General features: G+C 47.1%; 9 protein-coding genes. All 9 read right to left on the minus strand.

The genetic code is table 11. The features are described 5' to 3' along the window. Window positions 1–5 precede the first annotated feature (5 nt). The 9 genes from NDI44_RS25735 to NDI44_RS25775 all read right to left on the minus strand — a co-directional run bounded on the left by NDI44_RS25735 (window position 6) and on the right by NDI44_RS25775 (window position 12379). Window positions 6–644 (minus strand): Uma2 family endonuclease, encoded by a 639-nt coding sequence (locus NDI44_RS25735; RefSeq protein WP_190410169.1) that lies wholly within the window; start codon window positions 642–644, stop codon window positions 6–8. Window positions 645–822: 178 nt separating this feature from the next. After that, the gene (gene map / locus NDI44_RS25740; RefSeq protein WP_190410170.1) at window positions 823–1650 is read right to left on the minus strand and encodes a type I methionyl aminopeptidase; all 828 of its coding nucleotides are present in this window, start codon (window positions 1648–1650) and stop codon (window positions 823–825) included. A 215-nt stretch (window positions 1651–1865) separates the two neighbouring features. After that, on the minus strand, window positions 1866–2534 hold the full coding sequence (locus tag NDI44_RS25745) for a glutathione S-transferase family protein (RefSeq protein ID WP_190410171.1): 669 nt from the start codon (window positions 2532–2534) through the stop codon (window positions 1866–1868). Window positions 2535–2659: 125 nt separating this feature from the next. Further along, window positions 2660–4216, minus strand: coding sequence for an HlyD family efflux transporter periplasmic adaptor subunit (locus NDI44_RS25750; protein ID WP_190410172.1), 1557 nt, complete (start codon window positions 4214–4216; stop codon window positions 2660–2662). A 136-nt stretch (window positions 4217–4352) separates the two neighbouring features. Further along, the gene (locus tag NDI44_RS25755) at window positions 4353–7322 is read right to left on the minus strand and encodes a peptidase domain-containing ABC transporter (RefSeq protein ID WP_190410173.1); all 2970 of its coding nucleotides are present in this window, start codon (window positions 7320–7322) and stop codon (window positions 4353–4355) included. Between the two features lie 284 nt (window positions 7323–7606). Continuing rightward, the gene (locus NDI44_RS25760) at window positions 7607–8392 is read right to left on the minus strand and encodes a peptidylprolyl isomerase (protein WP_190410174.1); all 786 of its coding nucleotides are present in this window, start codon (window positions 8390–8392) and stop codon (window positions 7607–7609) included. Window positions 8393–8534: 142 nt separating this feature from the next. Next, window positions 8535–11360, minus strand: coding sequence for an S-layer family protein (locus tag NDI44_RS25765; RefSeq protein WP_190410175.1), 2826 nt, complete (start codon window positions 11358–11360; stop codon window positions 8535–8537). A 9-nt stretch (window positions 11361–11369) separates the two neighbouring features. Further along, the gene (locus NDI44_RS25770; RefSeq protein WP_347276881.1) at window positions 11370–12221 is read right to left on the minus strand and encodes a calcium-binding protein; all 852 of its coding nucleotides are present in this window, start codon (window positions 12219–12221) and stop codon (window positions 11370–11372) included. Continuing rightward, the gene (locus NDI44_RS25775; protein ID WP_190410176.1) at window positions 12176–12379 is read right to left on the minus strand and encodes a hypothetical protein; all 204 of its coding nucleotides are present in this window, start codon (window positions 12377–12379) and stop codon (window positions 12176–12178) included. Before NDI44_RS25775 ends, NDI44_RS25770 begins: the two co-directional genes overlap by 46 nt. Between the last annotated feature and the right edge of the window lie 180 nt (window positions 12380–12559).

Consider the following 12559-nt stretch of genomic DNA (forward strand, 5'->3'; position numbering starts at 1 on the left):
TTCGCTTAAGTATCCGGATCGACACCGAGCGATCGCAGTTGTTCTGCTAGTCGTTCTGCTGCCTCTTCTGGGGTAAGAACTAGAGAACCTTCTGGGATAAAGTAGCGCAATTTTCCGGCTGCTATACCCAAATACAAATCTAGAACCTCACTCCACAGACAGCCTTGAGGGTTGGGCGCGATCGCTTGATATTGTTCTCCTACCAACCGGAAACCCGCAAACTCTAAACTTTCGGGATCGAACCAAAAGTACTCTGGCGTGCGAAAGCGGTTTTGATACAACTCTTTTTTGAGATTTCGGTCAATACTAGCAGTCGTATTGGACAGTAATTCGATAATTAAATCGGGATATTTGCCTTCTTCTTCCCACACTACCCAAGAGAGACGCTCTTTTTTTTCCGTGTTTTTCACTAGGAAAAAGTCTGGTCCTCTAAAGTCTCGATTTCGCAGTTGTTGCCGACTAAAATAAACTGTCAGATTAGCGCCAATAAAAAAATCATTCCGCTTGCGCCAAAACCATTCTAAGCAACTCACCAATAAAGCTAGTTGCTTGTAGTGCAAAGAACTTTCCATTTCTGGTTCATCGCTCAAAAGTTTTGTAGCATCTGGCATTTGTGCTTCTAATTCTTGCGCTGTTTGGTACATATTGCCACCTGCTCATAGCTATTTTAAATTTCAAATTTTAGAGATGAGAATAGAATTTGTATCAAGATGCGATCGCTTTATCAACTTATTCTATAAAAATAAACAAAGCCCGCATAGGCGAGCTTTGTTTGTATAGTCCCAGCATTTTATGCTGCGGGTCAATCAATGTAACGATGCGTTAAACTTTCGAGCGGTCGGTCAAAATCTCATATCCATCTTCCGTCACCAGTACGGTATGCTCAAACTGAGCTGACAGGGCATTATCCACCGTCACTGCCGTCCACTTGTCGGATAAGATGCGGGTGAACTTTGAACCAGCATTTAAAATCGGCTCAATTGCCAAAGTCATTCCAGCCCGAAGCTTGACATTTGGCATCTCGCGGGTGCGGAAATTAAAAACAGACGGTTCTTCGTGCAAATTCCGTCCAACACCGTGTCCGGTGAAGTCTTCCACAATACTAAAACCATTGCCTAACACATGGTCTTGAATGGCACCTGCAAGGTCGAGCAAGTAGGCTCCAGCTTTAACTTGTTCAATTCCTTTAAAGAGCGCTTCTTCTGCCACGCGGATTAACTTAGCCGCTTCTGGTGTCACCTCACCCACAGCAATAGTGATGCAGGAATCACCGTGATAACCCTGGAAATAAGCACCTGTATCAACTTTCAAGACATCGCCAGTCCGAATCACTTTTTTGGCGTTGGGAATGCCATGTACGACTTCGTTGTTGATGCTGGAGCAAATAGAAGCGGGGAAGCCGTGATATCCCTTAAAACTCGGTGTTGCCCCCATTTCGCGGATGCGCTTTTCGGCATAAGCATCTAAATCCGCAGTTGTCATACCAGGCTGCACCATCTCTTGAATTTCTTTGAGCACGGTTGCCACAATCTTCGCCGCCTGTCGCATGATTTCAATTTCACGCTGTGACTTAATTTCAACGCCACGACGTTGTTTTTTCTCGCGGGGAGGTTGAGCGGGTTGGAAAAGCAGATTGTTCAGGATGTTCATTTGACAGATGGCGAGTGGTGGGATGTCAACAGGGTAAAGCGATCGCTCCTCCCGCCTGCTTCTGGGGTGATTGACGACTGAGGAAGCACTCTCCCTGTTAATTTGTCAGGTATTTATTATCTTAAGTTAACTTTGTTGAAACCATTCCGAGGGCGGGAGACTCCACGGTTGTTCTCTCATCTGAATTGTTTCAGGATTACAGCTACCAACTGCTATTAAGACTGGTTCTGCCGTGCTGCCATCAACTCTTTGAATCGAGGCTTAAAGGCTTCAATTGCCTCCTGAGTGGGCTGGGTTTTTTGCCATGCAGGACGCTGCGTCAAGTTCTCACACCAGGCACTCAGTTTGGGATGGTTATCCAGCGATACGCCTAGCATAGGCAACAACGGCACCATCGTTCCGGCGACAATCTCAGCGAGGGTGAGACTAGCGCTACCTGCAAAGTATCGATCGTCGCCCAGTAGACTCTCAAAAAAGTTCAGCACTGTCAGAATTTTCTGCTTTGACTGCTCCAACTGCTGTGCGTCTGCATCCAAGCCCATCATTTGATTGGCGAATGGGTTTATGGCAGGCAACAGTTCGTTGACAGTCACCATTTCCACCATCCGCACGGTTGCTAGCGCCTTGGCATCCGTAGGTAGTAAGGCAGGCGTGGGATATTTTGCCTCTAGATAGTCAAGGATGGCTAAGGATTCTATAACGTTAAAGCCATCATCCACTAAAACTGGAATGTGGTGGAAGGGATTCATCGCTAGAAATTCTGGGTGAAATTGATCGCCATCCATATTCAGCGATACCAGCTCAAAGGGAATTTCTTTCTCCAGTAGCGCCACCCATACGCGCCTTGAGTTAGCGGAAAGGGGAGTGTGATAAAGCTTCAGCATGAGGATACCTCTCCAGAACTTATTTCCCAGGATACTCCGCTCCCTGGTCTGGCAACGAGCGCGATCGCGCCTGTAACTTTACCGCAGACTTCCCTCTCCCTATTCCATCTTTCTGCTTAGAAACACTAGCGAACCGTCTTTAAGCCTTCAACTTTATCCATAAATAAATCAGTGAAAATGCTCATGATTGTACGTTTACGTACCTTCAGGTTGACACTTACCGACATCCCTGATTGCAGCGGGACTTCTCGACCCTTAATTAAAAGGGACTGATTATTTAAGCTAACTTTGGCAGGAAATGTATAATAAGGGCGGATTTGTTCGGGTGGTAGAGCATCCGATCCAATCCAGGTTAAACGACCTTTCGTATCGCCAAATTCTCGGAATGGAAAAGAGTCAATTCTAATATCTGCTTCCATTCCTTCTTTAACAAAGCCGATATCTTTATTGGTGATAAAAACTTTAGCAACTAGGCTGTCACTTGGAACGATTTTTAAAACGGGTTCGGTAGAATTAGTAACAAAACCTGGCCCATGAGGTTTTAGCTCAAAGATAGTTCCATCTACCGGAGCTTTAATTTCTTGATATTTTAAATTTTGTTCCGCTTGACTCATTTGGCTGTCAATTTCTGCAAGGCGCTTGTTGTTTTCTACAATTGCCTTGTTTAGCTGATCGTCAATTTCTGCCAAACGTTTTTCATTCTCAGCAATTTTGGTTTGCAAATCTTGTTTAGTCAAAGCGATGGTATTTTGCAGCTTTTCATTCGCTTGCGCGATCGCTAGCTGTAACCGCTTCTGTTCCTGAGTCAGTTGATCCACCTCAGCTTGGCGAGTACGTACATCCTGCTTCTGCTTCAGGTATTGCACGCGGGAAACTGCTCCTTGCTTCATGATCGGTTCTATATCGTCGAGAATTCCCTGATTCACCTCTAATAAGTCTTTGGAACTCGCTATCTCTACCTGAGTTTGACTTAGCTGTTTTTCCAATTGCTCAGCTTCCAACCTAGCAGTCGCAACGCGAGAATTTAGTTCTGCTATACTCGATTGAAAACGTTGCTGTTGATCTAAGCTAAGACTTGTTCCTTTGGAAGAACCTCTTAGTTGAGCGCGATACAGTTGATTTTCTGAGGCTAAAGAGGAGCGCACTTTAGTCAGAGAGACTAACTCTAATGGTAGTTTTAGTTGAGCAGTCTCTCCATCTATTGCAGCGGGGAAACCTGCGCCTTTTATTTGCGATCGATAAAACTGATTTTCTTGCTTTAATGCTGTCTGAATTTTATTCAGGGAAGTTAACTGAGCCTGAGCTGTTTCGGAGTCTAAACTCAGCAGCTTATCTCCTTTTTTTACTCGTTGTCCATCCTTGACATAAATTTCTTTCACTACCCCTGCTATTGGAGCTTGAACTTCCTTAACAGCACCTTGAGGTTCCAGTTTTCCAGTCGCAGGGATGGCTTCTTCAATTTGGAAAACAGAAGCCCAAACTATCACAAAAGTTGTCATTCCCATGATTCCCCAAATGATGGCGCGAGACCAAGTTGGGGATTGTTGAAGAATAACGGCTTGATCGAAGTTGTTTGAGGTAGAAGCGGGTGGCGTTACTTCCTGATTAGGATTAGGAGTTGGAACTGTTTTGGGCACTAAAGAGAGATGCTGGTTAGATTGTTTTCCATTTTGTTGAAGCATAGCTGACAATAGTTTTGAGGGCTGAGGACTGAGGAGTGTTAGCGAAGCGGTGCTGTGTTTGCAGACTGAATAATAGAGAGTGGGAGTGGGAGAGGGGGAGTGATTAGCTACCCATTAGCAATTCCCATTCAGATTTCTATAGTTGAGCTTCTTGTTGTTGATACAGACAGTAGTAGCGACCTCTGAGAGCCATTAATTCATCATGAGTGCCCTGTTCAACGACTGAACCTTGATCCATCATCAAAATCAGATTGGCATTTCTAATTGTAGTTAAACGATGGGTAATAAAAAACACAGTGCGATCGCGGAATGTCGAGGCTAGATTTAAACACACTTGTCGCTCGGCGTTGTAGTCTAAAGCGCTGGTGGCTTCGTCTAAAATCAGTAACTGAGGATTTTGTAAAACGGTACGCGCGATCGCAATTCGCTGTCTTTGTCCCCCGGATAAAGCCGAACCTCGTTCTCCGACGCGAGTGTTGTAACCGTTCGGCAAAGCCATGATAAAGTCGTGGGCAAAAGCAACCTTGGCGGCTTCAATGATTTCCTCATCGCTAGCATCTGGATTGGTTAGCGCGATATTTTCCTGCACCGTCCCATCAAACAAGAGAGTATCTTGAAGCACCATTCCAATCTGACGCCGCAGGGAATAAAGTTCTACCTTACTAATATCGTAGTCATCAATGATAATCCGCCCCGATCTTGGCTCATAGAGTCTGGGTAAAAGTTTTGTCAAGGTACTTTTACCCGATCCGCTTTGTCCTACGATGCCGATAAATAGCCCTGCTGGAAAGTCCAGATTAATATTACTTAGCTGAAGAGCGCCGCTAGGATTGAAGCTGAAAGAAACATTTTCAAACTTCACGCTTCCTTGAATGGCTGGCATGAGAATGTTGTGGCGATCGGTTTCATCTGCTTCAAGATTGGCGTCGAGAACATCGCCCAGTCGCTCAAGAGATAAAGCGGTTTCTTGAAAGTTTTGCCACAGTTGTACTAATCGCAATAACGGACTTGTTACATAACCGGAAAGGATGCGGAAAGCAATTAATTGTCCTAATGTTAATTCTCCTTTTAGGACTAAATAAGCTCCAGCCCATAACACTAACAAACTGGAGAGTTTATTTAGGAAACTGCTAATTGAACTGGCAGTCGTAGAGGTGGAAACTGTTTTAAATCCAGCACTGATATAACGACCATAACGCTCTTGCCATTGCCAGCGCGATCGCAATTCTAAATTTTGCGCCTTAACTGTTTGGATTCCTGACAGAACTTCTACTAAATAAGATTGAGTTTCGGAGTTACGCTCGGCTTTCACCCGCGACTGCTGCCGAATGATCGGTGACACTCCAAGTGTTAGCAAAGCAAACAATGGCACTGTTGCCAATGCGACTAGCGTTAGCACTCCACTGTAAATTAACATCACCGCAATGTAGATGACTGAAAAAATAGCATCTAACACTACAGTTAACGCAGTTCCAGTTAAGAAGGAGCGAATATTTTCGAGTTCATGAACGCGAGTAGCAAGTTCCCCGACAGGTCGCCGTTCAAAATAGGACAAAGGCAGGCGTAAAAGGTGACTGATGACCTCTGAGCCTAAAGCCAAGTCCATCCGGTTAGTGGTATCAACAAATAAATGCGTGCGTAAACTGGTCAAAACAGATTCGACGGCAGCGACTACGACTAAGAAAATGCCTAAAACAGATAAAGTATCAATACTGTTTTGTACAAGAACTTTGTCAATAATCACCTGAGTCATCAGAGGATTTACTAAACCAAAGATTTGTACAAAAATGGAAGCAATTAAAACTTCTATTAAAACCTTACGGTAGCGATAGATAGAAGGTAAAAACCAACGCAGGCTAAACCGCTCTTTAGAAGCTTCTTTTGTGGGTCGGAGCAGCAGAACTTCCCCTTCTGGCCCCCACGCTTCCATAAATTGGGCGGGTTTTTTGCGTAAGATGCCAACTTCTGGCACCGCCAGCACTAACTCGCGATCGCTAATTTTGTAAAGAATCGCAAAACTATCTTGCCAGCTAATCATGGCGGGAGCTTGCAAGCGACACACCGCAGCCGCAGGCACTTTAATTAATTGCGTATTTAACCCCGTTAACTCAGCCACCGCACCGCAAAATTGCAGAGATAAGTTCTCGGTGTGCTTGAGGTGATTGACTAAGACTCTCTTGATAACATCTCGCCGGAAAGGTATCCCCAAGTGCTGAGACAGCATTTGGAAGCAAGCTATTGTTGCATCCAGACGACCTCTCCCGTAGATGTAGGGGTGTTTCTCGTGTTTATAAGTCGTCGCCGTTTCACCAGATGGAGGCTGTTCTGGCGCGTAGGGAATCGCTTCCCAGTCAGTTGTAGCGGCAAGGGACGCCGATGCTAACGCGATCGCGCCTTTCGATTCCGAGGGAAACAGGATGGACTTCTGCAAGCCTAATAAACGAACCCCTCTCCCGCCTTCTACGTGTAAATTTCCGGGTGTACTCGGTATCAAGCGGCTTCCGACAGGGAAATCAGCGGCGGTTCCGCCACTCACCAGCCATACCCAGTTAGGATCTATCTTGCTGAGGGGAGTTTTTCCGGGGGGTAAGTTGAGAATCGTTGCTTCTGAAACCGCTTTTAAAGCGAGTTCCTTGAGATTGGTTGTCCCATCAGCTTGACGCGCCAATTCTTCCCCAATCAGATCGAAGACTTCAATCAAAGAACAACGGTTTTCAAAAGCAGCCGCAAATGAGCGTTCCTGGTTTAATAAAGCTAAAAAATCGGTGTCTGGGAGGATTAAACAAATGGTTTCTGTCGAAGCGATCGCTGTCTCGCAAGCTGTTCCCCGAATCAAGCTAACCCATCCGAGAATTTCTCCGGGTTCTAATAATTTCAAGGTGACAGGTGCTTGGCTCCGGGGGTCATAACCTAAAAGGCGGGCTTGCCCTTGATAGATGATGGCAATTTGCGCTGGCATTGTTTCTCGCACAAACATTGCCTGTCCCATGCGGTAGCGCAAAAATTGAAATTTTGTTGCGACTCTTTCTAAGACAACCGATGGCAGTTGATTAAACGGAGATATACCAGCGAGAATTTCTTTGATACTAATTGTCGTATGGGTCATCCCGTTTTGCGGCTACGCTCTCCATCCAAGCTGCTACTTGATGGGAAAGAAAGCCACCCTCCTTGTTCAAATATTTACAATCTATTACAGTTAAAACCGATGCTTTTGCTGAAAAAAACAGAATATTTTAATAAGTGATGCCTCAGATCCGTTTGAATCATTTTGACAGGTTTAGCACCACTCTTCTGTAGTTTATCAGAATAGTTCAATGCAAGAAAAATGCGTATTCTTGAAGTTGTTTTTAACACCTAAATAGAGCGATGCTCTACTTAGCGATCGCTCGTTTACGCCGCTGCCAGTTGACCGCTTGGTTCAACTTTACGATTTGTTGCAGCTCCCAGCCAAATTTTGTCTGCTTCGGGTAGGTTCCCGATTTGCTCTTGCACCCACGATTCAAAAAGTTCTCGCAGCAATCGTTGACGCATGAATTCATTTAATTGGGCGGGAACTAACTTTTCTAGGCGCACAATGACCATCCATTCACCTAAAGGTCTGGGCGACCAAAGTTGATTCTTTTGACTGACCGATAGCAGTCTCGCCAGATGCGGGTGGAGAGTTCCGATCTCTACCGGGCCGATGGTTCCACCCGTTTGTGCTTCAGGCCCTTGGGAATACTCAGCCGCCAGTTCGCTAAAAGACTGCTCTTGTTCGGAAAGGCGGAAATAAAGTTCTTGGGCAATGCCTGGATCTTTCGTCCGAATCAACGAATAAATGGCTTGATCCAATTGACCTTTGCGCTTGAGAAAATAAGATTCTAGTTTGTTCCCCCAAGTCGCTTGTTTAAATTTTTCAATTCTTAACTTCCGGGTTGTCAAGGCTTCTAAATGCTCTTGGCTCATCCCGTAGCGCTCTAGCCAAGCTTGCTGTTCGGCTTCAGAAGTCAGTTGATTTTGCTGGTAGAAATTCCCGCAGGCATGAGCAATTTCTTCAGGCGTACAGTTAAAAGGAGCGATCGCGCTATCAATAATGCTCTCACGCAGCAATTGAGGAAACATTTGGTAGCTAGCCAGTAGGGGAATGATTTCCTCAGCTGTGAGGGTGCGATTACCGATTTGTAAAGCTGTAGTCATACCTGAGTCCCTTTGAATTTCTGGTTTGCGACTGATATTTTGAGCGCGATTGCACGGACAAAATCTGCAAATCTCTAAGGATGTATCAGCCGAAAAATCAGGAATTATGCAATATGTTACAAAACTTTACTTGTACCCCTCTCTAGGAGCCAGCGCAGGAAGTGGAGTGAGGCACCCCTGTGGGCGATCGCGCGGTGAGAACAACCTCGCCAAAGGTATTCTTCACCCATCCTTGCGCTTCTATCAACTGCTCGGTAGTCTGCCCGGTAGCCGGATGGCTGGGAACAACCGCAGGATTCGGAAGATTCCCGGCTTGCTGAGCTATCAGGCGCAAATCGCTCCAAACGAGGTTGCTGCTGAGGGTTTCGCCGGGATTGGGTGGAATTCCACCGCGTCCGGTAACGACCAATTCACTTTTTTGTTGCCCAACCGTGGCTCCACAACTTGATGCAATCAGTCCAGAGGCATCCACCAAGTCCGTCGGTAAAGCGACTACACCGCGACTGGGGTCAACATCCGGCGTATTGATTTCCACCACACCGTTCACGCCAAACTCAGAACTGGCGGTGATGTCGCTCAAGAGAGTTTCGTCTTCCCGAAACTGAATTCCAAAGATGCCTTGAGTCGTAATTTGGATATTCCCCCCATTGCCAGTAAAAGCATTGGCAGTAATGTCGCTATTTTCCCCAGGGACGGCGACGATGAATGAGCTGTTAATCGTGATGTTGCCACCATTGCCACCCGCCCCTGCAATGCCTGCGGTACTTGAGATTTTACTGTTGTGGCGCAGCAGCAACAAATCCTGCACTAGCACCATATTTCCCCCATTACCGGATGCAGTTGCTGCCGTAATCGTTGCCTGGTTATCTAAACTCAGGCTTTGAGCAGTCAGCTCAAGGTTGCCAGCACCTTTGGCATCGTTCGCTGGATTAAAACTGCTCGCGGCTACGGCTGCTCCATCCCGGAGCGTCAACTTTCCAGTATTAACCCTCAGACTTCCCCCGCGACCTGTGGCGTCAAAAACACCTGGAAAGCCGGGAATTCCCCCAGAAACAGCAAGCAAGCTACTGGGAAACTGACTGCCTTTAGCAGTACCCGCTAATTCCACAAACTCGGAAGCTTGAACGGTTAAATTTCCCGCATCCCCTGCACCTAAAGTAGAAGTCTGGATGACGGCTCCATCGCGGACGCGCAATCGTTCAGTCTCAACGCTTAAGGCTCCTCCATCTGCCTGGGAACCGATACCGCTTCCAGAAAATAAGCCGCTCGGAAAAGGCAAACCGAGCTGATTTGTCAGCAATTGACCGTCTGCGGAAACCGCAACCCCCGCCAGTTCAACGTCTGAAGCTCGAACTATCAAAGTGCCTGCCTTGGCTTGGCTAAACTTGCTAAGCGTCGTCACTGCAACTTGTGCCCCATTTTGAACGCTCAAGCGATCGCTCTCTATGGTTAAATTTCCTCCAGTTCCGGTGGCGTTTTGTTCTACTTGGGCACGCAAACTGCTTTGCCTGAGCGTATTGTTTTCGTCGAAACCATAACCCATCGCTTGCACTTGGGTCGCTTTTACGGTCAAATCTCCGGCTTTCCCTTGCCCAAAAGTAGAAGTTGTTACTTCGGCTCCATCTCGGACAATCAATTGTCCAGTTTCAACAGTTAGATTTCCCCCATCCCCTGTCGCTCCCCCTTGGACTGTAGCCCGCAATCCACTCCCGATTTCGCGATCGCTCGATCTGCCACTGACTTCTACCGAATCCGTCGCCCGCACCGTTAAATTCCCGCCCTGCCCTTGACCAAAAGTAGAAGTGGAGACTTGCCCCCCGTCCCGGACAATGAATTTTCCGGTTTCAACAATCAAATTTCCCCCAGATCCGGTGGCTGTTTTTGAATTAACCCTGGCAAATAAACCACTGCGATCGCCACTAGGCGAACTGCCACTAATTTCCACCAACTCCGAGCCAGCGACCGCTAAAGTCCCTCCGGGTGCTGAACCCAAGGTATTCGCCAGCATCTGAGAACCCCCTGTAAGCGCGATCCGCCTACCTTGGACGTGGATATCGCCTCCCCCATTGCCGCTGGTCGTTACCGTCGTTTGCTGGGACTGGATGTCTTGGAAGTTCTGGATATTCGGATACCCCAGCGCATAGCCTTGGGCCATTGGGGTGAGGTTAATTTGTACGGGGGAAGTGGGTGTGATTGCTCCAGCGACGCCGCCTAATTCAATCCGTCCCCCCGCCGCCTGTAATCTTCCTCCCACGAGCGTCAAGTTACCACCCACTAGCCCCAAGGTTTTCCCAGACGGCACTTGCAGCTTAGCCCCCTGCACTTGAATGCTGGCTGCTGGTTTTCCAAATTGCAAACCAATCGGGACGCTTACTGTCAGCAGCGGTGTCGTTTGGGGATTCGTGGCGCTGAACGAAGTTCCATCCGCCAAGCTGAGGCTAGTCGCCGTACTCGCCAAAAAAGATCCGCCAATCTTCAGCGCCGCATTTGAGCCGAAAGTAATCCCATTGGGGTTAATTAGAAATAGGTTGGCTGTCCCGTTGGCTCGAATCAAGCCGTCAATCTTAGACTCCGAGAAACCCGTGACGCGGCTGATAATGTTTTGAATATTGGCAGCATTGTTAAAGTAAGCACTGCCGTTAGTCGGAATCGAAAATTCCTCAAAGCTGTGGAACAAGTTGGAGTTAGCTTGCGTACCTCCGGTAATTATTCTGCTGTTGCCACTTTGAGTAACGATGGAGGGCTGGGGTAGGGTTGAATCCTCGACAATTTGCGCCTGCATGGGGCTGGTTGTCACCAGACAGAACCCGGAAAGACTGCCAAAAAGCCAAAATGACAGAGAACGCAGTTTCATACACAAACCCCACAACTGGGTCGGATTCAACCATTTGCCTGAGTAAAAACGTATCCAGACGTCTGTCAGGATGAAAAAGGCGATCGCTTCCCAGAATAGCGTGCCATTTTGCACGCACGATATTTAAACAATAATCATGTCTGAGGCAAGGACAAAACCCGAATCGATTTGCACAGACGCCAACTGTGTCTGCTCAAAGAACAAAGCACCTGTGCTGCTGTCGTAGCTGAACTTATCGGATTGACCTTTCCCAATGCCGAAACCACTAGCAGAAATCTGAATCTTATCCCCCTCTAGGGAATTGAAGTCCAGGATGTTATCAATTCCCTCCCCCGGAGAATTAAAGACAAATTTATCCGCCCCCTCACCACCCGTCAGCCGGTCATTGCCAAAACCGCCGACGAGAGTGTCCTTGCCAACCTGACCCTTGAGGACATCATTCCCGTCGCCGCCAGATAGCCAATCGTTCCCAGACCAGCCCATCAGAAGGTCATCGCCAGCATCCCCATAAAGGCTGTCATTCCCATTTAAACCATCTAAAATATCATTTCCGGCTTCGCCGTACAGCTTGTCTTTACCGTAGCCCCCATTCAGATAGTCGTTGCCAAAACCACCCAGTAGCGTGTCCTTCCCGGCTTTACCGTAAAGGCTATCGTTGCCGTTCCAGCCATTGACGTAGTCTTTCCCGGCTTTCGCATAAACAACGTCATCCCCCTGATCGCCATATAGAGAGTTGTTGGCGGCATTACCGAAGATGGGAGTAACAATACTGTTAGCCTCTTCGATGGTAATAACGGCAGTTTTAATATTCGAGTTGAGGCTTAGCTGAATTGGAACAACGCCGTTGTTCTGATTGTTAGCATCGTTTTCCTTGAATGTATAGGTCTCCTGCGTAAACCCAAAAGGAGCTGAGTCCTTAATGGTCCATACTAGGGTGTCATTTCCATCAACGACATTATCGTTAAAAATTTGCAGGGGATAGACGCTTGCCCGTCCACAAACTTGACATCAGCCTTGGCAAACCAGGGTTCGTCGAAGTTCTGTTCCCACTCGTTGAAGTTCCCTTGTCCTCCTGGAAGATCGTAGTCACCGCTGCCTTCGGTAGCTAGAAATACAGCAGATTGCAAGTTCATGAAGTACAGTAGCAGCAGTTTGTGAACCAGTTGCGTAGGTGTTTTGGATTGACTAAATCAAGTGCAGTAGCAAGCAAAGTATCAACCATTTTTGTTGTGGTTGGAGAGAACTGTCGTAAAAAAGACTTAAGGTGTGACCACCAAAGCTCAATCAGGTTGAAATCTGGAGAGTAGGGTGAT

This window comes from Trichocoleus sp. DQ-A3, assembly GCF_039961975.1.
Taxonomy (GTDB): Bacteria; Cyanobacteriota; Cyanobacteriia; order Cyanobacteriales; family FACHB-T130; genus FACHB-T130.